Source organism: Nocardiopsis sp. NPDC049922 (assembly GCF_040660275.1).
GTDB lineage: Bacteria > Actinomycetota > Actinomycetes > Streptosporangiales > Streptosporangiaceae > Nocardiopsis.
This window is the reverse complement of sequence record NZ_JBFAME010000003.1, coordinates 81788-107489: the sequence shown is the minus strand read 5'-3', so window position 1 is coordinate 107489 and position 25702 is coordinate 81788. Positions and strand designations below refer to the sequence as shown.

At 72.2% G+C, this 25702-nt stretch carries 29 protein-coding genes and 1 pseudogene; 15 read left to right on the top strand and 15 right to left on the bottom strand.

Annotated features, from left to right (window positions below; all coding sequences use genetic code 11):
* Positions 1-23: 23 nt before the first annotated feature.
* Together AB0I72_RS07160 and AB0I72_RS07155 are read right to left on the bottom strand one after the other, a co-directional pair.
* Positions 24-140 (bottom strand): annotated as a pseudogene (locus AB0I72_RS07160) (regulator); the annotation flags it as partial.
* Between the two features lie 109 nt (positions 141-249).
* On the bottom strand, positions 250-474 hold the full coding sequence (locus AB0I72_RS07155) for a hypothetical protein (protein WP_358563967.1): 225 nt from the start codon (positions 472-474) through the stop codon (positions 250-252).
* A gap of 545 nt (positions 475-1019) precedes the next feature.
* On the opposite strand from AB0I72_RS07155, the gene AB0I72_RS07150 reads away from it, so the two are divergent.
* The 3 genes from AB0I72_RS07150 (at position 1020) to AB0I72_RS07140 (ending at position 2510) form a co-directional block, all read left to right on the top strand.
* Positions 1020-1400: an RNHCP domain-containing protein gene (locus AB0I72_RS07150; RefSeq protein WP_358563965.1), complete on the top strand. Its 381-nt coding sequence runs from the start codon at positions 1020-1022 to the stop codon at positions 1398-1400.
* Positions 1401-1423: 23 nt separating this feature from the next.
* Positions 1424-1858 (top strand): RNHCP domain-containing protein, encoded by a 435-nt coding sequence (locus AB0I72_RS07145; RefSeq protein ID WP_358563963.1) that lies wholly within the window; start codon positions 1424-1426, stop codon positions 1856-1858.
* A gap of 130 nt (positions 1859-1988) precedes the next feature.
* Positions 1989-2510: an N-acetyltransferase gene (locus AB0I72_RS07140; protein ID WP_358563961.1), complete on the top strand. Its 522-nt coding sequence runs from the start codon at positions 1989-1991 to the stop codon at positions 2508-2510.
* 322 nt (positions 2511-2832) lie between these two features.
* On the opposite strand, the gene AB0I72_RS07135 is transcribed toward AB0I72_RS07140, so the two are convergent.
* Positions 2833-3486, bottom strand: coding sequence for a pyridoxamine 5'-phosphate oxidase family protein (locus AB0I72_RS07135; RefSeq protein WP_358563959.1), 654 nt, complete (start codon positions 3484-3486; stop codon positions 2833-2835).
* A gap of 67 nt (positions 3487-3553) precedes the next feature.
* On the opposite strand from AB0I72_RS07135, the gene AB0I72_RS07130 reads away from it, so the two are divergent.
* Both AB0I72_RS07130 and AB0I72_RS07125 read left to right on the top strand, forming a co-directional pair.
* Positions 3554-5014 carry a PLP-dependent aminotransferase family protein gene (locus AB0I72_RS07130; RefSeq protein ID WP_358563957.1) on the top strand — a complete coding sequence of 487 codons (1461 nt, stop codon included), beginning with the start codon at positions 3554-3556 and terminating at the stop codon, positions 5012-5014.
* 41 nt (positions 5015-5055) lie between these two features.
* Complete coding sequence (locus tag AB0I72_RS07125) at positions 5056-6342, top strand: cation:proton antiporter (RefSeq protein WP_358563955.1); 1287 nt, start codon at positions 5056-5058, stop codon at positions 6340-6342.
* A 33-nt stretch (positions 6343-6375) separates the two neighbouring features.
* Here AB0I72_RS07125 and AB0I72_RS07120 read toward each other — a convergent pair whose 3' ends face one another.
* Both AB0I72_RS07120 and AB0I72_RS07115 read right to left on the bottom strand, forming a co-directional pair.
* Complete coding sequence (locus AB0I72_RS07120; protein WP_358563953.1) at positions 6376-6972, bottom strand: histidine phosphatase family protein; 597 nt, start codon at positions 6970-6972, stop codon at positions 6376-6378.
* A 51-nt stretch (positions 6973-7023) separates the two neighbouring features.
* Complete coding sequence (locus tag AB0I72_RS07115) at positions 7024-7350, bottom strand: rhodanese-like domain-containing protein (RefSeq protein WP_358563951.1); 327 nt, start codon at positions 7348-7350, stop codon at positions 7024-7026.
* A gap of 85 nt (positions 7351-7435) precedes the next feature.
* Here AB0I72_RS07115 and AB0I72_RS07110 point away from each other — a divergent pair, with 85 nt between their 5' ends.
* From AB0I72_RS07110 to AB0I72_RS07100, 3 genes are all read left to right on the top strand, one after another.
* Positions 7436-8038, top strand: a complete 603-nt coding sequence (locus tag AB0I72_RS07110; protein WP_358563949.1) for a helix-turn-helix domain-containing protein — start codon at positions 7436-7438, stop codon at positions 8036-8038.
* A gap of 58 nt (positions 8039-8096) precedes the next feature.
* Entirely contained in the window at positions 8097-9293 is a 1197-nt protein-coding gene (locus tag AB0I72_RS07105) for a hypothetical protein (RefSeq protein WP_358563947.1), read from the top strand.
* A gap of 1320 nt (positions 9294-10613) precedes the next feature.
* Positions 10614-10931, top strand: coding sequence for a hypothetical protein (locus tag AB0I72_RS07100; RefSeq protein ID WP_358563946.1), 318 nt, complete (start codon positions 10614-10616; stop codon positions 10929-10931).
* 42 nt (positions 10932-10973) lie between these two features.
* Here AB0I72_RS07100 and AB0I72_RS07095 read toward each other — a convergent pair whose 3' ends face one another.
* The gene (locus tag AB0I72_RS07095; RefSeq protein WP_358563945.1) at positions 10974-11645 is read right to left on the bottom strand and encodes a DUF429 domain-containing protein; all 672 of its coding nucleotides are present in this window, start codon (positions 11643-11645) and stop codon (positions 10974-10976) included.
* 123 nt (positions 11646-11768) lie between these two features.
* Between AB0I72_RS07095 and AB0I72_RS07090 the strand changes: the two genes are divergently transcribed.
* Positions 11769-13163, top strand: a complete 1395-nt coding sequence (locus tag AB0I72_RS07090; RefSeq protein ID WP_358563944.1) for an acyl-CoA synthetase — start codon at positions 11769-11771, stop codon at positions 13161-13163.
* A gap of 69 nt (positions 13164-13232) precedes the next feature.
* Here the strand turns inward: AB0I72_RS07090 and AB0I72_RS07085 are convergent, their stop codons facing one another.
* Complete coding sequence (locus tag AB0I72_RS07085) at positions 13233-13601, bottom strand: MmcQ/YjbR family DNA-binding protein (protein ID WP_358563943.1); 369 nt, start codon at positions 13599-13601, stop codon at positions 13233-13235.
* 402 nt (positions 13602-14003) lie between these two features.
* Here AB0I72_RS07085 and AB0I72_RS07080 point away from each other — a divergent pair, with 402 nt between their 5' ends.
* Both AB0I72_RS07080 and AB0I72_RS07075 read left to right on the top strand, forming a co-directional pair.
* A complete protein-coding gene (locus AB0I72_RS07080) occupies positions 14004-14339 on the top strand; it encodes a hypothetical protein (RefSeq protein ID WP_358563942.1) in 336 nt (111 codons plus the stop codon).
* Positions 14340-14341: 2 nt separating this feature from the next.
* Complete coding sequence (locus tag AB0I72_RS07075; protein WP_358563940.1) at positions 14342-14686, top strand: hypothetical protein; 345 nt, start codon at positions 14342-14344, stop codon at positions 14684-14686.
* A gap of 178 nt (positions 14687-14864) precedes the next feature.
* Here the strand turns inward: AB0I72_RS07075 and AB0I72_RS07070 are convergent, their stop codons facing one another.
* Together AB0I72_RS07070 and AB0I72_RS07065 are read right to left on the bottom strand one after the other, a co-directional pair.
* Complete coding sequence (locus AB0I72_RS07070; RefSeq protein WP_358563938.1) at positions 14865-15407, bottom strand: ATP-binding protein; 543 nt, start codon at positions 15405-15407, stop codon at positions 14865-14867.
* Positions 15408-15511: 104 nt separating this feature from the next.
* Positions 15512-16468, bottom strand: a complete 957-nt coding sequence (locus AB0I72_RS07065) for a helix-turn-helix transcriptional regulator (RefSeq protein ID WP_358563936.1) — start codon at positions 16466-16468, stop codon at positions 15512-15514.
* A 137-nt stretch (positions 16469-16605) separates the two neighbouring features.
* On the opposite strand from AB0I72_RS07065, the gene AB0I72_RS07060 reads away from it, so the two are divergent.
* Both AB0I72_RS07060 and AB0I72_RS07055 read left to right on the top strand, forming a co-directional pair.
* Positions 16606-17502: a helix-turn-helix transcriptional regulator gene (locus AB0I72_RS07060; protein ID WP_358563934.1), complete on the top strand. Its 897-nt coding sequence runs from the start codon at positions 16606-16608 to the stop codon at positions 17500-17502.
* Positions 17502-17714, top strand: coding sequence for a DUF397 domain-containing protein (locus AB0I72_RS07055; RefSeq protein ID WP_358563932.1), 213 nt, complete (start codon positions 17502-17504; stop codon positions 17712-17714). Before AB0I72_RS07060 ends, AB0I72_RS07055 begins: the two co-directional genes overlap by 1 nt.
* A 105-nt stretch (positions 17715-17819) precedes the next feature.
* Here the strand turns inward: AB0I72_RS07055 and AB0I72_RS07050 are convergent, their stop codons facing one another.
* The 4 genes from AB0I72_RS07050 to AB0I72_RS07035 all read right to left on the bottom strand — a co-directional run bounded on the left by AB0I72_RS07050 (position 17820) and on the right by AB0I72_RS07035 (position 22393).
* Positions 17820-19421 (bottom strand): hypothetical protein, encoded by a 1602-nt coding sequence (locus AB0I72_RS07050; RefSeq protein WP_358563930.1) that lies wholly within the window; start codon positions 19419-19421, stop codon positions 17820-17822.
* Positions 19422-19632: 211 nt separating this feature from the next.
* Positions 19633-20049 carry a YchJ family metal-binding protein gene (locus tag AB0I72_RS07045; RefSeq protein WP_358563928.1) on the bottom strand — a complete coding sequence of 139 codons (417 nt, stop codon included), beginning with the start codon at positions 20047-20049 and terminating at the stop codon, positions 19633-19635.
* 79 nt (positions 20050-20128) lie between these two features.
* Positions 20129-21886 carry an ankyrin repeat domain-containing protein gene (locus AB0I72_RS07040; protein WP_358563926.1) on the bottom strand — a complete coding sequence of 586 codons (1758 nt, stop codon included), beginning with the start codon at positions 21884-21886 and terminating at the stop codon, positions 20129-20131.
* 186 nt (positions 21887-22072) lie between these two features.
* The gene (locus AB0I72_RS07035; protein WP_358563924.1) at positions 22073-22393 is read right to left on the bottom strand and encodes a nucleotide pyrophosphohydrolase; all 321 of its coding nucleotides are present in this window, start codon (positions 22391-22393) and stop codon (positions 22073-22075) included.
* An 88-nt stretch (positions 22394-22481) separates the two neighbouring features.
* Here AB0I72_RS07035 and AB0I72_RS07030 point away from each other — a divergent pair, with 88 nt between their 5' ends.
* Complete coding sequence (locus tag AB0I72_RS07030) at positions 22482-22775, top strand: SelT/SelW/SelH family protein (RefSeq protein ID WP_358563922.1); 294 nt, start codon at positions 22482-22484, stop codon at positions 22773-22775.
* A gap of 250 nt (positions 22776-23025) precedes the next feature.
* Here the strand turns inward: AB0I72_RS07030 and AB0I72_RS07025 are convergent, their stop codons facing one another.
* Both AB0I72_RS07025 and AB0I72_RS07020 read right to left on the bottom strand, forming a co-directional pair.
* Positions 23026-23178 (bottom strand): hypothetical protein, encoded by a 153-nt coding sequence (locus AB0I72_RS07025; RefSeq protein WP_358563921.1) that lies wholly within the window; start codon positions 23176-23178, stop codon positions 23026-23028.
* A gap of 198 nt (positions 23179-23376) precedes the next feature.
* Positions 23377-24090 carry a TetR/AcrR family transcriptional regulator gene (locus AB0I72_RS07020; protein ID WP_358563919.1) on the bottom strand — a complete coding sequence of 238 codons (714 nt, stop codon included), beginning with the start codon at positions 24088-24090 and terminating at the stop codon, positions 23377-23379.
* A gap of 119 nt (positions 24091-24209) precedes the next feature.
* Between AB0I72_RS07020 and AB0I72_RS07015 the strand changes: the two genes are divergently transcribed.
* Positions 24210-25697, top strand: coding sequence for an APC family permease (locus AB0I72_RS07015; protein WP_358563917.1), 1488 nt, complete (start codon positions 24210-24212; stop codon positions 25695-25697).
* The last annotated feature ends 5 nt before the right edge of the window (positions 25698-25702 follow it).

The following is a 25702-nucleotide window of genomic DNA, read 5'->3' as shown; positions in this document are numbered from 1 at the left end:
TCCCCGACCTCGAACTCCAGGCGTCAGTCACAGCCGTCGCACCAGGAGTCACGCGGCTTGCCCGACCACGGCCCCGGGTGGGGGGCGCGGCAGCGGAACTGGCACGTGCGGCACATGAACAGCGCGACGGCCTCCCCGGCGGCTCACCTCCACAACGTGCTTCGACACCCGAACCAGCCAGCGGGTTCGAGGTCAGACGTTGCGGTGTCGAACGTCGACGGGACGCACCGGGCCGCCACCCCAGGAGAGCTACCGGCCCGACTCCTCCAGGGCCTTGCACTCCTGCAGGGTCACGGTCTCCTTGTCGAGCGCCTTCGAGCAGGTGGCGGCACAGATCACCAGGCCCCAGAACGAACCCGTCGACTCGCACCGGACGTCGACCGGCTCCTCCGAACTCTGGGCGTGCGCCGCCCCCGGGGCCAGTCCGACGACGACCGCGAGCGCGACGGTGCACAGCGTGTTCCGAACAGACATGTCTTCTCCTCCGAAAACCCATTCGTCACTACATTCGGAAACAAGTCAATGACATGGAGCAATGATCTTCGGGGAGGTACACGCCGACCAGGGGGAACGGGTCAGGTCACCTGGACGTCGACCTCGCGCCCGTCGGGGTCGGTGAGCACATGCCTTCCGGGCGCCAGCGGCGGGAGGATCCCGGTCCTGGCACCGCACGCGGTCGCGGTCGGACCCCGCACGGAAATAGTTGGCCGGTGTTCCGGTGTTGCTGCTACGGTGATCGAAGTCCGCGGATCGCGGACCATGCACCATGCCCATGTGCCCCAGGAAGGGTGTTTGATGACCCGGCCCGCGCCGAGCGCGCCTCTCCGCACCGCGTAACCGTCCGTTCTCCGCGCCGCCGTTCCCGCGCGGCAACCGGACCTGGGTTTCCGGTGCCCTGAATCGCCTGTGCCTTTGCGCCCTCCTCTCCGTCGGCGTGATCCTTCGGCACATCCTCATTCACTGAGGCCGCTCGGCCTGCTCTTGCTGCCATGTCTGATCTCCCAGCAAGGAGCACCCGGGTGTCCAGCAACACCTCCGCTCGCCAGAGCGACCCGCACACCACCCTCAGGATCGACGACTTCTCCTGCGCGTGGTGCGGCCTGACCGTGTCCACCACCGCCGACGGGGCGCGCCGCGACCACTGCCCGTCCTGTCTGCACTCCCAGCACGTCGCCGACCACGTCGAGGGCGGGCCCAGCGAGTGCCACGGGCGGATGTCCCCCATCGCCGTCGCCGTAGTGCGCGATGGTGACTGGAGGATCATCCTCCGCTGCGTACGCTGCGACGAACTCGTCTCCCATCCCGTCCGCGTGGACGACAACCAGCTCATCCTGATGCGCATGGCCGTCCGCCCGCTCGCGCAGCCGCCGTTCCCGCTCGAAGCGTTCGGCGCCCTGTGACGGGCCGGGAGAAGGAGACGACCATGCCTCGACGCAACAACTCACGCGACCGATCCCCGGCACGCCGTCGTCCGCAGCGGCACAAGGACGTGCTGCACGGGCACGGCGGCCACCGTGCGAACGACTTCAAGTGCGCCGGCTGCCGCCTGGACGTGCCCCTGGACGCACCGGGAACCGCGCACCGCAACCACTGTCCGCACTGCCTGGTCAGCCTGCACGTCGACCACCGCATCCCGGGCGATCGCGCGTCGCCCTGCCGGGGCCGCATGGAGGCAGTGGCCATGTCCGCGCGCGCGGACGGCGAGTGGATGCTCATCCACCAGTGCCTGAGCTGCGGCGAGCTCAGCGCCAACCGCGTCGCGGGCGACGACAACCCGCTCGCCCTGGTGCGCCTGGCCATCAGACCGCTCCAGGGCACGGGCACCGGCATCGCCCACCGCGCGCTGCTCACCCTGTGACCGCGCCCCGGGCCACGGGAAGGACCGGCGCCACGCCTCTTCCCGTGGCCAGACCGCCGCCGACGACCTCCTCCGCCGCGGGGCGGCGCCACCAGACCGACAGACCAACCCGAAAGGCAACCCACTCGCCATGAAGATCAGAACCGAGACCTCCACCGACGCTCCGCGCGTGCGGGAGGTCATCACCCAGGCCTTCGGCTCCCCCGAGGACGCCGACCTCGTCGACGCCCTGCGTGCCGACATCAGCTGGATCCCCGAGCTCTCGCTCGTCGCCGAGGACGACCACGGCACCGTCATCGGCCACGTCCTCGTCACCCGCGCGAGCATCGGCGGTGTCCCGTCGCTCACCCTCGCTCCCGTGTCGGTCGCTCCCGGGCACCAGAACACCGGTGTGGGAACCACTCTGGTCCGCGCGGCGGTTGACGCGGCCAGGGACATGGGCGAGCACACCATGACCGTTCTCGGCCACCCGGCGTACTACCCGCGCTTCGGCTTCGAGCGCGCCTCCGCCCACCGGGTGAGCTGCACGCTGAGCGCCGGCCCGGACGAGGGCGCCATGGTGCTCTCCCTCGACGGCAGCGCGATCCCGGCAGGCGACATGGGCTTCGCGACGCCCATGGCCGACGCGATCCGCGCCTACCGCCCCGAGTAACCCCTTCGGCGGGCCGGGGAGACCTCCCTCCCCGGCCCGCCGAAGGCCGAACAGGAGACAGTGCGAACACTCCCTTCGGCCAGAGCACCAAACCGTCGACGCCCCGAAACGCAAGATCACATTCCTGCAAGGTCCCGGTGGTTCTCCCGCCTGCACCCGGCGATGTCGAAGAGTGTCTCCAGGGCCTGGGTGACCGGCCCTCGTCGTCCACGAGCGCGTCGGTGCCCTGGGGGAAGGAGGAGGGGACATCCCACCCATGATCGGTGACGGAACGGAGTCGGTTACGACGGTTCCGGCCTCCGACCCCGCCGCGCCCTCCTCCTCACGCCCCCGTCCGGACCGGGTCGGGGCGGTGCGCGACGTGGTCGGGCACCGCCAGGTCGAACGCCAGCGCGGGGTCGGGCTCGGGCTCGCCGAAGACCTGGCGCACCGGCAGCACGCCCGCCCAGACCGGCAGCGCGTAATCCTCCTCGTCGTCCGCGGGCGGGCCGGTCCGCACCTTGACCGAGGCCTCCTCCAGCGACAGCGCCAGCACGCGCGTGGCCGCCATCTCCTTGGCGTTGGGGCGGCGCGCCGCGTCCCACTGCCCCGGGGCCAGGTGCTCGGTCAGCGCCCGCAGCCCCTCCATCCGCTCCTCCTCGTCGGTGACCACGCGCGGCGTCCCGTAGATCATGGCCGACCGGTGGTTGACGGAGTGGTGGAAGGCGGCGCGGGCCAGGACGATGCCGTCGAGCAGGGTGACGGTGACGCACACCTCGCCCGGCGCACGCAGCGACCGCGCACCGGTGGAGCCGTGCAGGTACAGGGTGTCGCCGACGCGTCCGTACCCGGTGGGCACCACCATGGGCGTGCCGTCCACGACCACACCCATGTGGCACACCAGCGCCTCGTCGAGCAGGGCGTACAGTGCGGCGCGGTCGGTCCTGGCCTTGTGCTTGGCCCGGCCGAGCCGGGTCCGTTCGGTGGTGGAGAGCATGTCCCTAGGCTAGGGAGGAGTGGATATCCCGACCACGTCCACTTCTCACCGCAAACGGAAGACCACTGTGGCCCGGCACCTCACCGACCTGCCCATCGACCTGGACCGCGACGGCGACACGCCCCTGACCGCACAGCTGGCGAACGCGCTGCGCGACGGCATGTCCGACCGCTACCTCGAACCCGGCGAGCGCCTGCCGTCCAGCCGCGCCCTCGCCGCGCAGCTGGGCGTCAGCCGGACCGTGGTGACCGAGGCCTACCAGCAGCTCTACGCGGAGGGGTGGCTGGAGGGACGGCACGGGTCCGGTACCTTCGTCGCCGACCACGGCCCCCTGCCCGCCGTCGACCCGCCCCCGGTGCGCCCCGCCGCCCCGCGTCTGTCCCGCGAGCGGGCCAGACGGCAGGGGATGGTCGACCTGCGGCCGGGCGCGCCGTGGGTGTTCGACATCGACCGCGCCGCCTGGCGCCGGGCCTGGCGGCACGCGGCCGAGGAGCCCTTCGACGACGATCCCGACCCGCGCGGCCAGCCGCGCCTGCGCGCGCTGCTGGCCGAACACCTGCGCCGGGCGCGCGGGGTCCGGGTCGGGCCGGAGAACGTCCTGGTCACCCGTGGCACCGGCAACGGGCTCGACCTGGTCGCGGCGACCCTCCTCGGCCCCGGCACGCGCGTGGGGGTCGAGGACCCCGGCTACGCCAAGGCCCACCGCGTCCTGGGGTCGCGCGGGGCCGAGGCCGTCTCCTGCCCGGTCGACCACGACGGGATCCTGACCGAGGACCTGCCGTCCGACCTGTCCGTGGTGTACACGACGCCCGCCCACCAGTACCCGCTGGGCGGGCGGTTGCCGATCCCGCGCCGCGAACGGCTGCTGGCGTGGGCCAGGGCGAACGGAGCGATGGTCGTGGAGGACGACTACGACGCCGAGTTCCGGTACGACGTCGCCCCGCTGCCCGCCCTGTACGGCCTGGACCCGGGCCGGGTGATCCTCCTGGGCACCCTGTCCAAGACGCTCTCGCCCGACCTGGGCATCGGATGGCTCGTCGCCGAACCCGCCCTCGTCGACCGCGTGGCCGAGGTCCGCGCGCAGCTGACCGACCGCACGAGCGGTCCCGTCCAGGCGGCCACCGCCCTGTTGTTGGAGCGCGGTGACCTCGACCGGCACCTGCGCCGCATGCGACGGGAGTACGCCCGCCGCCGCGGACTGCTGGTCGAGTGCCTGGGTGAGCACCTGACCGGGGACACCGCGGGGCTGCACGTCCTCCTGCCGCTCCCCGCGCACGCCGTCGCCGGGGTGGTCGACGCCGCGGCCGAACGCGGCGTCCTGGTCATGGACACGGGCCACGCGAGCCGGGGCGAGCCGAGCGTGCACGGCCTCATCATCGGCTACGGCTCGGCCACGATGTCCCAGCTGCGCCACGCCTGCGCGGTCCTGGGCGACGTCCTGGACCGGCACGTCCCAGGAGACGGGGCGCCCTCGGGCCGATCTGGGCGGGCCCAGCGTGGGGTGCTCGCCTCACCGGGTCCGGGCTGACACGATCGGTGTCGTCGCGTCATCGGAGGGAGGGGGCGCGGGTGACGGACGTGATCGCCTTCGCCGTGCTCCTGCTCGGCTACGCGCTGATCTCGGGCCGCACGCAGGGGACGTCCCTGACGGCGCCGATGGTGTTCACGACCGGAGGTCTGGTCCTCGGCGCGGGCGGGTTGAACCTGCTGGGCGAGGGCACGACGGGCACCGCGGTCCGCATCCTCACCGAGGCGGCCCTGGTGCTCGTCCTGTTCACCGACGCCGTCCGCATCGACCTCCGGGTGCTGCGCCGCGAGTACCACCTTCCCCTGCGCCTGCTCGGGATCGGCATTCCCACCGGTATCGCGCTCGGCGCGGCGGCCGCCTTCGGGATCCTTCCCGGTCTCAGTCTCGCGGGGGCGGTGCTGCTGGCGTCCGTGCTCGCGCCGACCGACGCGGCCCTGGGGACGGCGATGGTCTCCGACCGCCGTCTGCCCATCCGGATCCGGCAGTCCCTGAACGTCGAGAGCGGACTCAACGACGGCATCGCCCTCCCCGCCGTCATGGTGTTCGCCGCGCTCGCCCCCGTGTCGGAGGGGTTGGAGGGATCCGCCTGGTCGTGGGTGGGCTTCGCCTCGGCGCAGATCGGGGTGGGGGCGCTGGTCGGTGGGGCCGTGGGCGGACTCGGCGGGTGGGCGATCACCCGGGCCGACGCCGCCGGGTGGGTCAACGCGACCCACCGCCGCCTGTTCTCCCTGGGGGTGGCCTGGCTCGCCTACGCGGGCGCGGAGGTGACGACGGGCAGCGGCTTCCTGGCGGCGTTCGTCGCGGGCATGGTCTTCGGAGCGCTGGCCCGGGATCAACGGGCGTTCGTGCACCAGTTCGCCGAGCGGGAGGGCGAACTCCTCACACTGATGACGTTCGCCCTGTTCGGGGCCGTGATCATCGGCCCGCGACTCGACGAGGTCGACGGGTGGACCCTGGCGTACGCGGCCCTGAGCCTGGCGGTGGTGCGCCCCCTCGCCGTGGCCGTGGCGACCCTCGGCGCGAGGCTGCGCCCCGAGACGGTGTGCTTCCTCGGCTGGTTCGGGCCGCGCGGGCTCGCGTCGATCGTGTTCGCCCTCCTCGTGGTCGAGCAGGGCGACATCGCCGAGGCGGACCGGATCCTGCTGGTCGCGGGTGTGACCGTCCTGCTCAGCGTGTACGCGCACGGCATCACGGCCGCACCCTGGGCCCGCTCGTTCGGCCGCCGTGCGGGCCGCTACGCCCCGACCGCGCCCGAGCACGAGGACGTCACCGTGCACTCGTACCGGTGGCACGGCCCCAGGGGACAGGACACCGACCGAGGGGACTGACGCCGCGGGCGCGCCCCTCGGATCGCGATGCGCTCAGGCGGTCCGGTTCCAGGAGGTGATGACCGGACGCCCGTGCTCACGGCCCAGGGTGCTCACGGCCCCGGTGTCCAGCCGGAACAGCGCCCCGTCGCCGGGTGCCAGGCCCAGCCAGCGCGCGGTGAGCACGCGCAGGACGTGGCCGTGCGCCACCAGTGCCACGTCGGGGCCGGGCCCGTTCCCGAGGAGCAGGGACACGGCGGCCAGCACCCGGTCGACGCGTTCCCCGACGTGCTCGACGCTCTCCCCCGGGTGCTCCTCGTCGCCCTCCGGGACGCCGTCGGTCCACAGGTTCCAGTCCGGCCGCTCGCGCAGGATCTCGGCGGTGGTGATCCCCTCGTATCCTCCGTAGTCCCACTCCATGAGGTCCGGGTCGGGGACCGCCTCCCCCAGGCCCGCGAGCTCGGCCGTGCGCACCGCACGCCGGAGCGGGCTGGTCACCACCAGGTCGAGGTCGCGCCCGGCGAGCAGGGGGAGCAGGGCCGCGGCCTCCCGCTCCCCCTGTTCGGTCAGGGGAAGGTCCGTGCGACCGGTGTGCCGCCGTGCGCGGCTCCACTCGGTCTGCCCGTGTCTGATCAGCACCAGTTCACCCATGGCACCGATCCTGCCCCACCGGACGCGTGGTCGGTTTCCCGACGCGTCGCCTCAGCCCTTGTCGACGGGCAGCCCGGCCTCCACCCAGTCCTGGATCCCCTCGCGGTACTTGCGCACGCGGGTGTAGCCGAGCCCCTCCAGGGCGGTGGCCACGGCCTGGCTGTTCCCGCAGGCCGGGTTGGAGCAGTAGACGGCGATGAGGGCGTCCTTGTCGGGGAGCACCTCGGCCGCCCGGTCGGCCACCTCGTCGGCGACCAGGGCCACGGCGCCGGGCAGGTGCTGCTGCTCGTAGTAGGCGCCGCCGAGGGCGTCCACCACGGTCACCGTCCCGGCGTCGACGTACCCCCGGAGTTCCTCGCGGCTGATGAGTGCGGTCATGGTTCCTCTCCTATCCGGACTGCGGTCCGCTTACGTCGACGAGCTTAACCGGACCAAAGTCCGTTTGTCCAGTAGACTGGTCGCCGTGAACGACGAACTACTCCAGGTGCTGCGCCGTCCCCCACGCGAGCGGGCCGACGCGGCACGCAACCGGGCCCGGGTCCTGGACGCCGCCGCGCGCCTCTTCGCGGAGGGGGGAGTGGAAGCGCTCACCGTCGACGCCGTCGCCCGCGCGGCCGAGGTCGGCAAGGGGACGGTCTTCCGCCGGTTCGGCGACAAGTCCGGCCTGGTCGCCGCCCTGCTGGACCAGCGTGAACGCGAACTCCAGGAGCGGATCGTCTTCGGCGGTCCCCCCCTGGGTCCGGGCGCGCCCGCCCGGGAGCGCGCGCTGGCCTTCCTCGACGCCTACCTGACCCACCTGGCCGACCACCTGGACCTGGTCCGGCTGTCGGAGACGTCCGCCCCCGGCGCGCGCTACCGCGTCGGGTCCTACGTGTTCTGGCACCGGCACCTGGCCATCCTGTGCGCCGACCGCCCCGACCCCGACCACCTCGCACACGTCCTGCTGGGAACGGTCGACGCCGACCTCAACGCCGAACTGCGCGAACGCGGCTACGACTGGGACCGGATCCGCGCCGGGGTCGCGACCACGGTCGGCGCGCTGCTCGGACCGGCCCCGCGTGCGTAGGCCGCCCGATTCCGTGGATCGCGGACAACAGGGGCGGGATCGTCGCTACCCTCCTCACATGACGCAACGCACCGTGACCAGTGACGTGCACGTCTCCTCCCGACCCTCGAAGGTCCCCCAGCCCAGGTTCCACAAGCCCAACGCGGACCTGGCGGCGGCGATGGAGTGCGCCCGCTGCGCCGAACTGGGCATCAGCATCCCGCCCGGCTGGGCCGACCGCAGGAAGCTCTCGACCAAGAAGGAGCGCAAGCGCAAGGAACAGGAGCACCTACGGCGACAGCGGGAGGAGCCCAAGAAGCCGCACAAGCGCGGCCCGCTGCCGCTCAACGAACTCCAGTCCGCCTTCCTCCGCGACGTGTGGGCCTACCTGAAGCGGCGCTCGGTCGGCGACGACCCCGACAGCCGCCTGCTCGCGCTCACCTGCGCCCTGCGCGGCGCGATCAAGGGCTACGCGAACATGACGGGGCAGGACGTGCGATCGCTCCGCATGGAGGACGCGCACGCCGCCCTGACCACACTGGTCTCGTCCGGGTGGCTCGACACCACCCCCGAGCGGGCGATCAACGCCGAGCCCTCCGACATCGCCCGGTGCGGACTGCCCGACCTCCAGGGCAACCCGTGGGACGTCGGCAACGGCGTGCGCTCGCGCGCCTCCGGCTGGGTGACCCGCAGTCTCACGCACAAGAAGATGCGCAAGAAGCCCAACCGCCTGCGCCTGGTCGCGGCCTACCTGGCCGCCCAGGCCGACAGCGACGGGCGGATCTGCCTGCCGGCCGACGACGTCGTGGCCGCGTGCGCCCTGACCGGCGGTGAGGACGAGGTCACCGAGCTGGCCGAGTGGCTGCTCCGACTCGACTGGATCCAGGACCTGCGGGTGGAGGGGTCCACGGTCAAGGCGCACCTGACCGAGCTGACCATGCCCATGGCGCCGGTCCCGTTCGTGCCGCCGACGCCGCCGCGGGTCGCCCCGGCCATCACCCCCGCCGAGGTCCCCGTCCCCGAACGCGCCCGGTACCTGCTCGCGGGCCGCGAGGCCGAGGTCGCCCGGTGGGTGGCCGACTACCGCGACGAACACGGCCACGGCCCGAGCTGGGCGATGGTGTCCACGGAGTTCGGCTGGCCGCCCCGTCGGGCCCCGGACCAGGAGGTCACCCAGGAGATCTTCGGTCTGCTGGAGGAGGGCGGGTGGCTGACGGGCCTCGGCGTCCCGTTCGGGCTGCGTCCCGGCCCCGCCCACGAGGGCGCGGGGTCGTAGCCCCGGCGAACAACCCCTGACCAGCCGCGAGCCGCCCGGACCACCGGGCGGCTCCGGCGGTTCACGCCCCGGTCGGCGGACGGGTGTTCGGCCGGTTCTCCGCCATTTTCCCCGAACCCACCCGAACCCGTGTTCGCTCCGCTACGTTGGGTCCCGAAAAGAAGTCGAGCCCGGTCGGTGCTACCAACACCGGCTCCGGGCTCTGACCACCCCTCCTGCACAACCAGGAAGGCGGCTGCCGTGCAGTCTAGTGCCCCCTGCCCGTACCCCGTGTCCGAAACCCCGGATTCGGCCGCACCACCGGTGTGCGGCTCCGGTCCCGTCAAGCGTCCGAAGGGCGTGATGAAGGGGGTCGGGTTCGTCCCCCTGTTCTGGGTCGCCCAGGCCATCGACGACGGGCTGCTCCCCAACGCCCGCTCCTGCCTGGTCGCCATGGCCATCGCGAGGGCCGTGGACCCCGACGGGCGCTGGTGCTTCCTCCACCACAGGACCATCGTCGCGCGCTGCGGCCACCATGTGAGCCCCTCCACGGTCAGCCGGGCCGTGAACGACCTCGTGCGCGCCGGGATCGTCCGACGCCTGTCCCGAGACGCGAAGCGCGTCTTCTTCGCCGGGGACATCGGCGCGGGACGCCTCCACGCCGATCGCCTCCCCGAGGTCCTGGAGCTGTTGATCCCCCTGTCCGCCTTCCCGGAGCAGACCGTGGCGGAGATCAACCAGGTGCGCGCCACCCTGGGCGAGGAGCCCCTCGACGCGGCATCCCGCCCCCACCCGCCGACGGGAACGACATGTCACCGTGAAACCACGACATGTCACGATGACGTCGCCGCCCCGTCAGATCGACCGACAGACCTTTTCCCCACCGACCCTTCCCCCAGCGACCCCTCTCCGTCCGTCCGTCCGGACGCGCGAGCCCCGCCAGGCGGGTCCGGCGGTCCCGTGGATCGAACGCATCCCGGACCACGCCCTGCGCGATCCCCGCGCCGACCGCGCCGCCCTGGAGCGGGCCGCGCTCAGGGTCCTGGAGGAGGGGCTGACACCCGCCGACCTCGCCGCCCTGGTCAGCGACACGGGCACCGCGCGCCGTCCCTTCCCCGTCCTCATGCGCCGCATGCGCAGCGCCGAGGACGCGCGGACCTTCCTCGACGGACGCCTGAGCGAAGGCGTGGGTCGGCCGCGGACCCCGGGGTTCCCACCGATCCCCGGCCCCGGCCGAGCACGTCCGAGGACGGCGACCCCTTCGCCCGGCCACCCGAGTTCGTCGTCGACGACGCCGGAACCGCGCCTCGCACCTGCCCCGACCACCCTGGCGTTCGCAACGTGCCCGGCGGCTCCTGCCGGGCGTGCGCCCGCCCCTGCCGCTCGGTCCCCGACGAACTCGTCCACCCGCCCGCGCCGCGCGTGGCCGCGCCGTCGCCGCCTCCTCCGGAGGACGTGGAGGGCGAGGGCGCCGACCCCGAAATCGACCCGGAGCTCCTGGCACGCGCGCTCGCCTCACTGGAGGAGAGCGCGCACCGGCCGCCCGTGCCGTCACCCGCTCCCCCGCCTGGTTCGGGTGCCCGGCGCGCCGCCGTGGCCGCCGTGCGCAGGCAGCTCGACGACCTGAGAGAACGACGGTCGGCCGAGGCGCTGCGGTGAGGTGCGGCCGGGCGGACGCGACGTCGGGTGAGCCCGTCCCGCTCAGTACCAGATCGCGATCGGACCGCCCCGCTCGTCGCGCTCCGGCCGGTCGGGACAGGTGTGTGCCCGACCGGCGGCGATCCGCGCCGCCGTCCAGGCGGCGGCCGCCGCGTCCAGGACGTCATCCACCGGGACCTCGCCGGCCTCCGCGAGGTCCTCGGGGGCAACGATGCCCTCGTCGGCCAGGAGCCGCATGCGCAGGGCCTGACCGTTCCAGGTCCGTTTGCCCGACCTCAGCGGCGCGCCCGCCATCGCGCGGAACGACAGCTCCGGGTGGACCTCGTACAGGCGGTCGCCCCACTCGCCCCTGAGCGCGTCGACCTCGCGGATCTTCGGGAAGAGGGCGAAGGTCTGACGGCTCAGCCCCCGACCGGTGAGGCGGCGGCACAGCCGGTTGGCGGTCTCGAAGTCCTCCACCTGGACGACCCCTCGCGGCGGGGTGGGGAAGACGGAGTTCGCCCGTGGACCGAGGAGCCCGCGGATCCGCCCGTCGCACGCGCGAGCCCCGTCCGCGAGCAGCCCCATGGGGATGTCCACGGCCACCACGTGCGCGGAGGTGTCCTTCAGGACGCAGGACAGATCCGGATGGAGCCCGGCGCGCAGCCACCGGCCGTCGCGTAGGTGCACGGCCACCCATCCTCGACGGCACCCGTCGACACCCACGACCTCCATGCGGGGTCTGTTCCCCGTACCGCTCGCACGAACACCCGCGCGAACACCCGGTGAGACGTGCGACCGGCGTGTGGTCTACTGGCTGGCGACCGGATCGGGGACGGACGAGAGCGGGGACGGAACATGCTGCTGGGCTCCGGAACGGGTGACGGGCTCGCGGTGCGGGTCGGTGACGAGGAGCTCGACCGTGAGGGGCTCTGGTCGGCCGCCGCCGCCGTCGCCGACCGGATCGCCGGAGCCGACGCCGTGGCGGTGCACGGGGAGGCGTCGCTGAGGACGGTGGTCGCGATCGTCGGCGGTCTCCTGGCCGGAGTCCCCGTGGTCCCGGTCCCCGCCGACTCGGGTACGGCCGAGCGCCGCCACATCGTGCGCGACTCCGGCGCGTCCCTCTGGCTCGGCGATCAGCCGGAGGGCGTCGACCTGCCCGCGGTCCCCGTCGACCCGTCCGAGCGGTCCTGCCCCGACTTCCCCGAGCCCTCCCCCGACTCCACCGGGCTGATCCTCTACACCTCCGGGACCACCGGCCGGCCCAAGGGCGCCGTGATCTCCCGGGGAGCCATGGCGGCCTGCCTGGACGGCCTCGCCGACGCCTGGTCCTGGACCCCCGACGACATGCTCGTCCACGGCCTGCCGCTGTTCCACGTGCACGGTCTGGTCCTGGGCGTGCTGGGTCCCCTCCGGGTGGGCGGTCCGCTCGTGCACACCGTCCGGCCCACGCCCGCCGCCTACGCCGCCTCCGCGCGGGCGGGAGGCACCCTGTTCTTCGGTGTGCCGACCGTGTGGTCGCGCATCGCCCGCGACCCGGCCAGCGCCCGTGCCCTGGCCGGGGCCCGGCTCCTGGTGTCCGGCAGCGCCGCGCTCCCCGACCCGGTGGCCGAGGACCTGCGCGCACTGGTCGGACACAGCCCGGTGGAGCGGTACGGGATGACCGAGTCGCTGATCACCCTGGCCGCGCGCGCCGACGCCCCGCGCCGCACCGGCTGGGTGGGAACGGCGCTGCCCGGCGTGGCGTCACGGGTGCGCGGTGAGCGCGGCGAGCCCGTCCCCTCGGACGGGGAGTCGATCGGGGAGCTCCAGGTGCGCGGCGCCACGATGTTCGACGGGTATCTCGGTCTGCCGGAGGCCACGGCGGCGGCGTGGACCGACGACGGCTGGTTCCGTACCGGTGACGCGGCGGTCCTGGACGGGGAGGGGTGGCACCGGATCGTGGGGCGGATGTCGGTGGACATGATCAAGACCGGCGGGTACCGGGTCGGCGCGGGCGAGGTCGAGGCGGCGCTGCTCGGTCACCCCTCGGTGCGGGAGGCCGCCGTGGTGGGCGAGCCCGACGACGACCTGGGGCAGCGGATCGTCGCCTACCTGGTGGGCGACGGCATCGACCCCGGGGCGGTCGTCGAGCACGTGGCCACCCGTCTGTCCGTGCACAAGCGTCCGCGCGAGGTGCGCGTGGTCGACGTGCTGCCGCGCAACGCCATGGGCAAGGTCCAGAAGAAGCTGCTGGTCGACGAGGGGCGTTGATCCTGGCGGGAGTCAGGAGGCGCTACGGGGAGCATCGGCCCAGCGCGGCGCCACACGCGGACTGGGAGATCATCCGGACGAGGCCTCGACGAGGGCCGCCGGTGTCGGAGAGACGTCCCGCATGTCCTCGGGCACGGTCAGGTACCAGGCCTCCAGGGTGAGTTCGCTGAGCTCGTCCAGGTCGATCCCGTCGAGGTGGACGACCACCCAGCCGAACCCGCCCGCGGTGAACTGCACCTCGAACACCTCGGGGCGCTCCGCCACGAGCGCGGCCTGTTCGACCAACGTCTGCTTCAGCCCCACCGTGGCGGTACGCGGCCACAGGTAGCCGAACGGCTTGCCCTGCACACGGAACGTCGTGTAGGCGTCCGATTCCGTGTGCGTGCATTCGGGCAGCGCCGTCGCCAACCGCAGGAACCGCTCGATCTCCACACCCATACGAGAAGACAACCACACACCGCCGACACACGGCATCCGGGCCCCACCGTCTTCCTCGACGTCCCCGCCGCGGGTATCACGTTCCCGCATCCACCTGTAGACGACTCGCCGCTCCCCGATCAACGCCCACGGCCGGTACCGCGTGATATCCCTACCGAGAGAAAGCGGGATTCAACATCAGGGCAAGAGGCCACGGTGTTACGAAAATGGGTCATTCATGCCATTTCTTCACTAGTACTCCTCACTCCGGCTCCGGCCCTGGCTGAAGCGGAACTACCGAGATCCGGGGCCGGACACGCGAGCTACTCGGTCGTCATCGGAGACACGCGCCTCACACCGTCCGCCCTGCGACCACAGAAGACCTGGGCGGCCTGCGGATTCCGAGACGATGAGTCCAAGATCGTGCGCACCTTCGAGAAGACCGGCGGCGGTTCCGCGAAGACCGTGCATCTGCGATGTGGGACCAGAAAGTACGGCTATTATCACATCCTGCATGATCACCGACATGACTGGCAGGCATACGCGAGCCCGCTGAGTCTCGACTGGCGCACGTTCAGCGACTGGGCGATGGAGCAGGTCCTGATCAGCACCGAGCGCGTCAGCCGTGAGCCGCACAACAGGTACCGCTTCAGCGCGCCGGTCATGCTCTACAAGGGTAAGCAGCTCAGGAAGCGTTTTCGCGGGGTCGTGGTGATCGAAAGCAGCAAGGGCGTCATCACCTCCTACCCGCAGGGGTGACCATGGACAAGGAACAGGCGCTCAACACCTTTCTCGACTTCGCCGCAAGATCCGGTATCGAGATGAATTTTCTGCGCGAGGACTCAAGGATGGCCATCCACCGGGTATACGAATCGACTTTCCGTCCACCACTGGTCCTGAGGCTGAACGCGGACATCCTGGACGCACATCTCGCACGGATGATCGGCAAGTCGCCGCAGGAGACGGATTCAACCGATATCGTCGACAACATCTCCCTGCTGGTGACCCACCTTCAGGAAACCGCGCAGACGCGGTGCGGGAAGGGAAGCCATCTGGGTCTGGCGGGACAGAGCGTGGTGGTCGAGCACCGTGACACCTGGGCCTGATCACCACGCACCACCCCGGTGAAGACTCCTGAGAGCGGGTCCGGAGCAGTTCCATGTCAAGATGTCCGGTTCGGCCGCCTGCGGGCGAGGGTGTGGGTGGCCAGGAACCAGCCGGTGGAGCGGGGTTCGCGGTGGCGGTGCGGCTGGCCCGGCCCGGCGTGTGCCCGCACGTCGGCGCTCACCGGCCCGCGCCCGCGCACGCGGCGACGGGCAGCGCGAATTCGGCCCAGATCACGGTGCCCAGGCCGCCGCAGAACGGGAAGTCCACGACCGCCCGGGTGCCCCACGCGGTGGCCAGGTGGTCGATGAGCAGCAGGCCCCGGCCGCGTTCGGCCTCCTCCCACTCCTGGGGCGTGCGGTGCTCGGGGATCCGGGGGCCGCTGATGGTCGCGACCGTGTCCCGGGTTCCGTCGTCGACGATCGACACGTGCACGGTCGTGGCGGTGGGCATCGACAGGGTGCGGATGACTCGGCCGTCGGGGTCCTGGCCGGAGCGGGAGTGGTCACAGGCGTTCGCGAACATCTCGCTCGCGCACAGCACGACCGTGTCCGACCAGTCGGGGTCGGTTCCCTCCAGGCGGGCGAGGTCGGCGCGCAGGTCCGCGCGGACCCAGGAGGTCTGGGCGAGGTCGCCGGGGTAGACGCGCGAGGGCCAGCGCCGCCCGGCGAAGGGCGGGGTGGGGGTGTGGATAGGAGCGCGCGGCTGCGGCACCATGGGCATGTCGGCATTCCTTTCGGATGGATTCGTCATCGGTTGTCGGCGCGCTCTGGCGGGTGGTACCAGCACCCGCCAGAGCACTTTTTCGTTTCGGAGCTCGCCGTTTGTCAGCGGAGGGAGCGCAGGGGGTCGGTGGTGGCCCCGGAGTCGCGGTCGGACGTCCGATCGGCCGCGCTGCGGAGGTCGGGGCCGGTGGTGATGGCCTTGGGCTCGTTCTCGTGCGACCGCAGCAGTTCCTCCAGGAACCGGAGCGAGTCGGGGGCGGACAGCGCTGCGCCCTGGAGGGTGGCGAAGAGGTCGACGTACCCCTTGACGAGTGAGGCGTCGCTGATCAGATGGCCGGGGCCGCGCGGGTGCGGGGTGTGGGCGAGGGTGTGCCGGGGTGAGAAGGACAGGGTCCAGAACGCGCCGCGCAGCCCGGGGTGGTGGGCCGTGCCGCGCGGGATGACGTGCAGGCTGACCCGGCCGCCGGAGACCAGTCGGTGCAGGAACCCCCACTGCTCCCGGGTGGTCTCCGGGCTGCCGACGACACGGGTCAGGGCGTCCGCGTCCATGACCACGCAGTAGTAGGGCGGTCCGGAGCTGGTCGGCATCAGGCGTGAGCGGCGGTGCCGGTCGCAGATGAAGCTGCGGACTTCCATGGGACATTCGGCCCTGTCGAGAGCACGGGCGTAGTCCTCGGTGAGGAAGTGATCGGGCAGGACGAGCGGGGCGTAGACGCGGATCTGCTGTGCCGAGCGCATGAAGTCGGCCGCGGTGGCCCCGACGGCGAGTCGATCGGTGATGTGGGCGTGCGCCCACGCGTCCCACAGGACTCCCTTGGCGCGCAGTTCCCGGTCCAAGGCGGCGATCTGGTGACGGTCCGGGACTTCCTTCCCGGCCTCCACCTCACGGAGGACGTCGATCGAGGTGACGCACCGGTCGGCCAGGAAGTCCAGGGACAGCCCCGCGCTCTCGCGTGCGGCCTTCATCCTGGCCCCGAATCGGATCCACAGCTCGTCGGCGGTCCCGTCCCTCCCCCCTCCACCGCTCATGCCTGCCCGTACACGCCGTTCACCGGTCATGGCCGACCTCCGCTCGGTTGTCTCGTTGAGAGCCGCGCTGACACCCCTAAGCTAGACACAGACCAAAGAACTTACAAGGCATGCAACTAAAGTGGTCCGCATTATGAGCACATGCCCCTTTTGGATCCAGTGAGATGATGTCCACGATCCCCACCCACCAGCGCGACATCGATGGAACGAAGGAGATCACCGTGGCCCAGGGCTCCCCCGTCCGCAGGCACTATCTGGTGAGCCAGCTCAAGCGGCTCAGAAGCCAGGCGAAGATGTCCCAGGAGCAGGTCGCCAACGAGCTGGGGTGGGACACCAGCAAGCTCTACCGAATCGAGAACGGGCGGTTCGTCCGCCTGACGACGGAGGCCGTCGCCGCACTGTGCCGCCTGTACGGAGCGAGCGACGCGCTCCGGGAGGAGCTGGTCGAGATCGCCAAGGCGGCGAGGAAACAGAAACCGTGGTGGTTCCAGCACGAGGACGTGGCGGGCAACGCCTTCTACAGCCTGGAGAACGAGGCGACCAAGATCCAGCAGTACGCCATGGGCGTCGTTCCGGGACTGCTCCAGCACCCGGACTACATCGAGGCCCTGATGTCGCGCGGGTTCGTGGCCGACTCGGAGGAGCGTCAGAAGCGCGTCGCTGCCCGGATCGAGCGTTGCGCCAGCATTCTGGATCGCGGCCACCCACCCCGGATCTGGGCGATCATCGACGAGTCGGCGCTCCGGTGCCTGGTCGGTGGTCCGGAGGTGATGCGCACCCAGTTCCAGCACCTGCTGGAGCTCAACCAGCGGCCGAACATCGACATCCAGGTGCTGCTACTGTCCAAGGGCATGGCGCAGCCCTGCGGCTACACCCTGCTGCACCTCGGCGAGACCGACCGGGTGGGCTACATTGACGTTCTCCCCAGCGGGCATTTCTTCGAAGGCAACAAGGAACTGGCCGATCACGAGCACAGGTTCGAGTACATGCAGGCCGCTGCGCTGCCGTTGGATGACACGCAAGACTTCATCCGCCGCCTGGCGGGCGAACTGGAGAGGCTCTGATGACCGAGCACAAGGCCACCGAAGCGACGTTGGCGCCCGTCTCCCCCTGGCACACCGCCAGCTACAGCGCAGAGCGAGGCGAGTGCGTGGAGGTCGCCGAGGGGCCGATCACCGGGGTCCGGGACACCAAGCATCGTGACCTGGGTGCACTCTTCTTCTGCGGCAACGAGTGGCAGGCATTCCTCAACGTCGCCAAGGGTGACCTGAACTAACCAACCCTCCGTGATCTTGCTCCTGCGGGCACGATCACGGGAACGAGGCGCCCCCGCTGTCCGACGAGAGAGCGGGGGCGTCGGCGTTCTCCCGGGCGCGGACGGCTACGTCAGCGAATGCACGAGCCGGGAGAACTCCTCGTCGGGCGCGTGCGGCGACGCCTTCCCCTCCTCGTCGTCGACCCCGACCAACCGCAGGTCCACGGGGTCGCCCGGATCGCGGGTGCGCGAGGAGGGGTGCCACCAGTAGACCTGGGAGCTGATCGGCTTGGCGGCGTCGGCGGTGCAGCGTCGGGCGATCTCCTGGAGGTTCCGCACGGCCTCGACGGGGTGGCCCTGCCCCAGTTCGTGCACGATGAGCACCTCGGGGACGGGGAACGCCACCAGGGCGCCGTGCGGCGCCTCGCCCAGGTGGCGGTCGAGGTCGTGGGCGTGCGCGGCGACGTAGGGGTGCTGGCCGCCGATGCGCACGAACGGCGTGCCGTCGACCTCGTGTCGGCTGACCTCCACGGGTTCGGCCACGGAGGCGGCGACGGCCCCCGCGAACACCTGCTCCTCGGGGCGGCCGGAGTTCGCGTGCGCCTTGCGGGACAGGGGTTGCAGGCTGTCGGCGCCGTCGACGACGACCGTCTGCCACAGGCCGGGGACGATCTCGCGGCTCAGGACCTGGTCCACGGCGCCCTCGGGGAACATGGTCGCCGGATACAGACGGACTCGCAGCCGGTGCGGGGGCTCGACCGCCTGTCCGGTGGCCTGGGCGAGCTGGTCGACGGCGGCGCGGGCGAAGTCCGCGGCGTACCGGGCGATCCGTTCGGGATCCCGGCCCGCCAGGGCACGGCGCAGCCCGCCGATGTCGGTGGAGGCGGTGGTGCCCGCGATCGGCAGGACGAGGGTGTCGGGCCCCCGGAAGGAGACGTCGGCGCCGTGGCGGAGGAAGGCGGCGCGCAGGGCGTCGGCGACGGGGTCGCCCGGGGTGTCGGGGGCGTCGGCCCCGGCGGGGTTCGGGGCTCCCGCGAGGGTGTCCGTGCGGAGTCCGGCGGAGCGGGCGAGGTGTCCGGCGACGTGCGCGGCGAGCCTGGCGCGGTCCTCGGGGAGCAGGACGACCCCCTGGTCGAAGGTCTCCTCCATGTCGGCGTCGAGGAGGGCGGTGCCGTCGGGGAGGTCGACGCGCAGAGCCGTCGGGGCGCGGTACTCGGCGGTGAGCCCCTCACCGGCGCAGGCGGCGACCAGCGCGGCGCCGAACTCGGCGGCCATCATGAGCGGGCTCATGGGACGCGCCTCGTCGAGCCTGGCGCGCAGCCATGCGGGGACGTGCTCCTCGGTGCGGGGGAAGCGGGAGAGTTCCTGGGCGTAGGCGTAGGCGTTGTGCGGGCGGGTCAGCAGGGGATCGGAGTCGTGGTCGAAGTCGACGTCGAACTGTCCCGAGTGGTCGATGGACAGGACCATGGTGAGCCACGTGCCCCTGCCCTCCAGGTAGCACGCGCGTTTGAGGTCGGTCAGCGGCTCGGCCGCGCCCTCCGGGACGGGCGTCGGGCGGATCTCGCCGTCCACCCCCTGGACGGCGAGGATGTCGTCGATGAGGGATCCGACCACGCGGGTGCGGTAGGTGAGCTGCCGCCACCCGTCGGGGACGGCCGTGACGAGGGCCCGACCGATGGCCTGGATGAGGTCATCCTGTTCGAGCGGACCTGGGGTTCGCGGGTCCATGCGCTCTCTGCGTCCGTTCTGTAGCGGGGAGGAACTATACGAACCCTTAATATTTCATGGCGAAACTCTCCGCATCCACCCGGGTACCCAGAGCGCACATCAGTCCAGTTCAGGAACGTGGTTCCAGTTTTCGGTCATGGCGTCGCGACCGTGAGCGACGGTCGGGGGCGTGCGGGGCCGGGGGCTCGGCTCCTGAGGGAGGGCCGACGCGCTACTCGGGAAGGGCGTCGAGGTAGACCCAGGCGCCCTCGTGGCGCACGAACCGGCTGTGCTCGCGGAGCTCGAACTCCTGGCCGCCCTCGCGGTGGACGGCGCGGAAGTCGACCGTGCCCTCGTTGTGGAACGGCGTGCCGCCCGTGGCGCCGAGGACCTCCAGGCGCACCCACTCGGTCCGGGCGTCGAGGTCGAGGCGGCGCGGCCGGGTGTCGGGGTGCCAGCTGCGCAGCAGGTAGGCCTCGTCGCCGACGGCGAAGGCGCTGTAGCGCGACCGCATCAGGTCCTCGGCCGTGGCGGCGGACGCGAGCCCGGCGTGCAGGCGTCCGCAGCAGTCCTGGTAGGCGGCGTCACGGCCGCACGGACAGGGTTGCGTGGCGTGGGCGGACCGGGTGCGAGGACTGCGCTGCGACATGCCCTCCATTGTGGCGGGTGAAACGCCCCGGGGTGGAAGGGAACGGCCCCGCTCGCGGTGGCGGCGGGTCGCGCCACGCTCACACCCGCCCGAGTTCTGGGTACTCCTTCACGATCCTGGTCGACAGGAGCAACAGGTCGGTCCGGCCCATCCGGTAGATGAGCACGGGCAGCGACGATCTGCGCCCGTCGATCGCGCAGACGACGTCGTAGCGCGCGCCCGCCTCCACGAGATCCTCGACGAGCCGCCACGAGCCGTACTCCGCCACGGCCGTGAACAGCGGCGTGCGCCCCTCGTCGTCCCGGGCCTCGACGTCGAGTCCGGCCGCCAGCAGTCTCGGCAGCACCTCCTCGTGGTCGACCCTGCTCAGCAGGTGGAGCGGTGTGCGGCCCAGGTCGTCGCGCACGCGAGGGTCCAGTCCGGCGTCCAGCAGCCGAAGGACGCCGGGGGTGTCGCCGTGCTGGATCCGCTGGAACAGGCCCTGGCGTTGGGCGACCCACGGTTCGGGCAGCCAGCCCCTGCCCGTCGACCACGCCTCGCGAACGGCGAGGCACCCGGCGCCGTGCTCTCCGAGGTCCCCGGGCGCGGCCTCGCGGTCCTCCCGCCGACCATGCGAGTCGCGCAGTTCTCCGTCGGCGAAGGCCATCTCGTGCCACGTGCCCTGACAGCGGATCCGCACGGGAGCGGGCGGGTCGGGTTCCGGTGGCCCCACCGGACCGGTCGGATCGGGGGCCCCGGGGGCGAGGGCCTCGCGCACCAGCGGATGCAGCTCGTCGGGGGACGCTCCTCCGTCGCGGAGCAGGTCCAGGTCCGGCGACCGCTGCCAGCACGCCTCGGGCAGCAGGACACCCCAGGGGGAGAGGGAGTCGTGGGAGCCGAGCCGCAGTCGGACCCGGTCCGTCCCGTCGAGGCTCACCCTCACCACGGTGCGATCGTCGAAGGGAATCCAGAACCGGGGTTCGTGACCCGCCTCGGCCAGCCTCCGCGTCTCGGGCCCGATCCGGGTCGGGTCGAGCGGAAGGCGCAGCGGCGGGTCCCCCCAGCCGCGCCGACCCTCCGGAAGCCACCCCATGGGGAACCGGGCGTCCACTCCAGCGGCGGCGAGGGCTTCCACGACGTCCCCGCGCTCATACGTCTGGACGACCCACTCGGTGAACGCCACGGGGTCGTGGCTCCCCTGATCGGTGGCGGGTGGGTCGGCGACGGCGCGGGGCGTGCCGTCGGGGTTCAGAAACGGCGCGCGCTCCCCGTTCCCCCCGATACGTTCGCGCAGTTCAGGGGCCTTCCTGGCGTCCCACAGGTGGCGCGAGGTCGTCCAGGCGTGCGTGACGCCGCGCCAGAACGCGGCGTGCGGCCGGTCGATGGTCGGGTGGGTCGCGTACCGCCCCCTCCCGGGGTCGGCGGGGCGGTCGAGCCCCAGGGTCAGACGCTGTGACCCGAGCACCGCCCACCGGGGCGTGCGCACGACCAGCAGGGGCCGCTCCGCGTCCGTGGAGTCTCCCGGCCACGACAACAGGATCCGCTGGCCGGGGGCGATCGTGGTGTGCGTCGGCTCGCCCCGGGGCAGGTGCCAGCGGACCAGGTCGGGGGCGAGGTGGAGGAGGTCGTCCTCCAGCGCGGCGGCGAACTCGGTCCCGTGGCGGTTCGCCGCCTCCGCGGGGTCGAAGGCCACGTCCACACCGGCGGCGGCGCACGCGCCCCTCCAGTCCCCGGCCAGACGCCGCTCGGTCGCCCGCTCGATCATCCACCTCGGCACCGCGTACCGGCGGACCGCTCGCGCCCACGCGACGCGTTCCCGTCTCCCCAACGCCAGAACGTCCACTGCCCCTCCGTTCACCCACTCCTCGGCGGGCGGTGGCCCGGCTCCGGCACGGAGTGCGGTCTCGCGGTCGGTCTCGGCCCGACGGCGCGGGACGGCTCCCGACGGCGGACACCGTCCTACCACTCTCCCCGGCGGCGGGCGGGCGCGGGGGCGGGAAACCCGGAGCCGCCCCGATCCGGCCGGGGCGGCGACGCGCCGGGCCTAGGCTCGCGGGACCGGGAAGCGGTGTTCGTTGATCGCGACCTTCTCGCGGACGGCCGCGTCCAGGTCGACCCCGAGCACGTCGGCCAGGCGCAGCAGGTAGCAGAACACGTCCGCCATCTCCTGGCGGACCGCCGTCGCCTTGTCCGGGTCGGCCATGACCCGCTCGGACTCCTCGGCGGTCAGCCACTGGAACTCGGCCACCAGCTCGCCGGCCTCGCCGGACAGGGCCATCGCGAGGTTCTTGGGCGTGTGGTAGGGACCCCAGTCTCGGGCGTCAGCGAACCTCTCCAGCAACTCCTGCAACGCTGCGACACTCATGGCACCGGTCTACCAGAGGCGGAAGGCACGCCGGACGGGAGGCGGGGCGATCGACGTCACGATCGCCGGGCGTGGCATTCTGGGATACATGGTGGACAGGCAGCCGCGGCTGGAGATCGAGTACTGCACGCAGTGCCGGTGGCTCCCCAGGGCGACGTGGATGGCACAGGAGCTGCTGACGACGTTCGAGGGGGACCTGGGCGAGGTCGCGCTCGTCCCCGGCACCGGGGGCGTGTTCGAGGTGCGGCTGGACGGGGAGAGCGTGTGGTCGCGCACGACCGACGCCGCCTTCACCGACGCGGCCGAGCTCAAGCGGCTCATCCGGGACCGGATCGCCCCCGACCGCGAGCTGGGGCACTCCGAGCGCACGAAGGAGCGCTGACACGCGGGGGTCGCTCTCGGCCGGTGACGGAGCATCCTCGGACGCGGGGCGGGGGGCACAGACCCACCGGGCGTGCGGGGCTCGGTCGCGGGATCCTCACGCGGGTGAGACCGGCGATCCACCGGGGTCCGGGTGCTGCCACCCGGTCTCGCGGTGTGTCGGGCGGGCGGTGTAGTGTCACGGAACGCGTACCGACCGTCGACCGAAGGGTGCACGGCACTGGCTCACCGGATCCTGGCTCTCGCCCCTCTTACCCGGGGGACCGCCCCTCGCCGAGCATGCCCAGAATCCGCCGCTCAGCCCCGCCGCACTCCTGCTGTACCTCCTGGCGATCGCGGTCGGCGTGTTCGCCTGCAGGGTCGCCTCGGGCGTCGCTGACCTGGTCGTGCAGGAGCTGAGACACCGGGCCGAGCGGAGGTGGTCGGCTTCGGCCCCGGACGCACCACCCCACGGGCCACGGGGGCACCCCGCAACGGTGAACACGGTCCACGGTGACGCGCACGGCACCGTCGTCCAGGCCGGGAACATCGGGCAGGTCCACATCCACGCGGGGCCCCATCCGCCGGGTGAGCCCCCCTCGCGTGCATAGCGGTTCCGGGGCTCATCCCTGCCGGGTGTGGACCGCCAGGCGGGCCTCGGCCGCCGCGAGCAGCATGTTCAGCGCCGTCGGGTAGGCGCTGCCCCGCATGGTGGCGGCCAGCAGCGGCACCGTCGCGGCGATGTTGGGGTGGGTCCGCTCCGACAGTCCGCCGTACGTCGTCCGCCACGCCTCCTCCTCCGCGTCGTGCGCGGCCTGGGGCAGGGCGGCGTTGGCGGCGTCCAGAGCCGCGAAGCCCAGCGCCTGGTCGATGAACGCGTGGTAGATCCGCACCGCCTCGGCGTCGGGGAACCCGGCTCCGCGCAACAGGCCCAGCGCCGTCTCGACCGCCCGGATCTCGTGCGCGCGACCGGTGACGCGGCACGCGCTCAGCACGGTCGCCTGCGGGTGCGCCAGGGCACCGGCGTGCAGCCGTCGACCCAGTTCACGCAGGTCGGCGCACCAGTCTCCGGAGGGCGCCCAGTCCCGCAGAGCGCGACCGATCAGCGCGTCGGCCACGGCCAACAGCAGATCGTCGGCATTGCGGAAGTACCGATAGAGGCTGCTGGGGTCGGCTCCCAGTGCCAGGCCCAGGCGCCGAACCGTCAGGGCGTCGGCACCGTGCTCGCTGACCAGCCGCAACGCCGTCTCGACGATCAGTTCCTCCGACAGCACGACCCCCTGTTTGGTCGGCCGCCTCCTCCGACGCGCGTCGGGCGGCACCACTCGGTCGCTCATCGGCCCTCCCTCGGTCGGCCTCTGCCGGTGGCAGCTTATGACAACGGCATTGACCTGTGAAGAGGCCGCCGTGTTCCATTGCCGTTCACCGGACGGTCCCCCAGCGAACGGAGCCCGGCATGACGACCACCCCGGCTGTCCCTCCACCCCTGCGCAGGTCCATCGGCGTCCTGGACGGCGTCGCGATCGCGGCGTCCAGCACGGCGGCCACCACGAGCATCGGCATCGGCCTCACCGCGATGGCCATGGTGGTCGGCCCCCACTTGCCCGCGATCATGCTCCTGGGCTTCCTGCCCATCCTCTGCATCGCCGGGGCCTACACCCAGCTCAACAAGGTCGAGCCGAACGCGGGCAACACCTACGTCTGGGTCGGCCGCTCCCTCAACCCCTGGCTGGGGTTCCTCGCGGGCTGGACGATGATCGTCGCCACCGTGGCCTTCCTCGCCTACACGACGGCCGTGACGGGGTCCGCGATCCTCCAGACGATCCTCATGGCGGGCGTCGACCGCGTCGGAGGGCTGGTCCTGGACCCGGGGTCGACGGCGCAGTCCGTCATGGTGGGCGTCGTCGTCCTCGTCGGCGTCACGCTGACCGCGGTCACCGGCCTGCGCGCGGCGGCCCGGCTCCAGGGCGGGCTGCTGGTGTTCGAGTACGCGGTCCTGCTCGGGTTCCTCGGCTACGGGATCGCCGTCGGCCCCAACCCGTTCACTCTCGACTGGTTCAACCCGTTCGCGCTCCCCTCCGTCGAGGTGTTGGCGCAGGGCCTGCTGCTGTCGGTGTTCTGCTACTGGGGGTTCGAGGCGGCGTTCAGCGTCAGCGAGGAGGTCCGCGACCCGAGGGACGCCTCGCGGGCCGGACTGCTCACGCTGTTCTCCACGCTGGCCCTGTTCCTGTTCGGCTCCGTGGCGTTCCAGCGCGTGCTGTCCGCCGAGGAACTCACCGCGACCGGCCCCGAGGGGCTCGCCGTCTTCGCCGGTCACCTCGCCGACCAGCCGCTGGCCGCGCTGCCCCTGGTGGCGCTGATGTTCTCCGCCGTGGCCTCGCTCCAGTCCGGCGTGATCCCCACCGCCCGCGGCATGTTCGCGATGAGCCGGGACCGCACGCTGGGTCCGCTGTGGTCGCGGGTCAGCCCGCGCTTCGGGACCCCGGCCGCGGGGACCCTGACGCTGGGCGCCGTCGCGGCGGGCGTCGCCGTCCTGTCCCTGGTCATCCCCCGGCTCGCCGACGTGATCATGGCGACGGTCAACTCGGTCGGGATCCTCGTCGCGCTGATCTACGCGCTGACCGCGCTCGCGGCCGCGGTGCGGTTCCGGCACCTGGTGCGGGAGTCGCCGCGCGCCGGTCTGCGCGCGGTGGTCCTGCCGCTGGTGGGCGCGTCGGTCGTCCTCGGGATCACCGGCTACCTGTGCTGGTCCTTCGCCACCTCGACGGACCACTTCGCGGTGGATCCGGACAACGGCTGGTTCCTGCTGTCGATCCCGATCGCCATGGTCGCGACCGGGATCGCCACCGCCGCCTGGGCCCGCTACGTCCGCCGCTCCCCCTACTTCCTCCGCGCCTCGGAGTCCGCCGCGGCGGACGAGGCCGAGCTGACCTCCGTCCGCTGACCGAC

Coding starts and splice junctions, on each gene's coding strand:
- AB0I72_RS07155 (WP_358563967.1), bottom strand. CDS start 474: ATGTCTGTTCGGAACACGCTGTGCACCGTCGCGCTCGCGGTCGTCGTC.
- AB0I72_RS07145 (WP_358563963.1), top strand. CDS start 1,424: ATGCCTCGACGCAACAACTCACGCGACCGATCCCCGGCACGCCGTCGT.
- AB0I72_RS07140 (WP_358563961.1), top strand. CDS start 1,989: ATGAAGATCAGAACCGAGACCTCCACCGACGCTCCGCGCGTGCGGGAG.
- AB0I72_RS07135 (WP_358563959.1), bottom strand. CDS start 3,486: ATGCTCTCCACCACCGAACGGACCCGGCTCGGCCGGGCCAAGCACAAG.
- AB0I72_RS07120 (WP_358563953.1), bottom strand. CDS start 6,972: ATGGGTGAACTGGTGCTGATCAGACACGGGCAGACCGAGTGGAGCCGC.
- AB0I72_RS07115 (WP_358563951.1), bottom strand. CDS start 7,350: ATGACCGCACTCATCAGCCGCGAGGAACTCCGGGGGTACGTCGACGCC.
- AB0I72_RS07105 (WP_358563947.1), top strand. CDS start 8,097: ATGACGCAACGCACCGTGACCAGTGACGTGCACGTCTCCTCCCGACCC.
- AB0I72_RS07095 (WP_358563945.1), bottom strand. CDS start 11,645: ATGGAGGTCGTGGGTGTCGACGGGTGCCGTCGAGGATGGGTGGCCGTG.
- AB0I72_RS07090 (WP_358563944.1), top strand. CDS start 11,769: ATGCTGCTGGGCTCCGGAACGGGTGACGGGCTCGCGGTGCGGGTCGGT.
- AB0I72_RS07085 (WP_358563943.1), bottom strand. CDS start 13,601: ATGGGTGTGGAGATCGAGCGGTTCCTGCGGTTGGCGACGGCGCTGCCC.
- AB0I72_RS07075 (WP_358563940.1), top strand. CDS start 14,342: ATGGACAAGGAACAGGCGCTCAACACCTTTCTCGACTTCGCCGCAAGA.
- AB0I72_RS07070 (WP_358563938.1), bottom strand. CDS start 15,407: ATGCCCATGGTGCCGCAGCCGCGCGCTCCTATCCACACCCCCACCCCG.
- AB0I72_RS07065 (WP_358563936.1), bottom strand. CDS start 16,468: ATGACCGGTGAACGGCGTGTACGGGCAGGCATGAGCGGTGGAGGGGGG.
- AB0I72_RS07060 (WP_358563934.1), top strand. CDS start 16,606: ATGTCCACGATCCCCACCCACCAGCGCGACATCGATGGAACGAAGGAG.
- AB0I72_RS07055 (WP_358563932.1), top strand. CDS start 17,502: ATGACCGAGCACAAGGCCACCGAAGCGACGTTGGCGCCCGTCTCCCCC.
- AB0I72_RS07050 (WP_358563930.1), bottom strand. CDS start 19,421: ATGGACCCGCGAACCCCAGGTCCGCTCGAACAGGATGACCTCATCCAG.
- AB0I72_RS07045 (WP_358563928.1), bottom strand. CDS start 20,049: ATGTCGCAGCGCAGTCCTCGCACCCGGTCCGCCCACGCCACGCAACCC.
- AB0I72_RS07035 (WP_358563924.1), bottom strand. CDS start 22,393: ATGAGTGTCGCAGCGTTGCAGGAGTTGCTGGAGAGGTTCGCTGACGCC.
- AB0I72_RS07030 (WP_358563922.1), top strand. CDS start 22,482: ATGGTGGACAGGCAGCCGCGGCTGGAGATCGAGTACTGCACGCAGTGC.
- AB0I72_RS07020 (WP_358563919.1), bottom strand. CDS start 24,090: ATGAGCGACCGAGTGGTGCCGCCCGACGCGCGTCGGAGGAGGCGGCCG.
- AB0I72_RS07015 (WP_358563917.1), top strand. CDS start 24,210: ATGACGACCACCCCGGCTGTCCCTCCACCCCTGCGCAGGTCCATCGGC.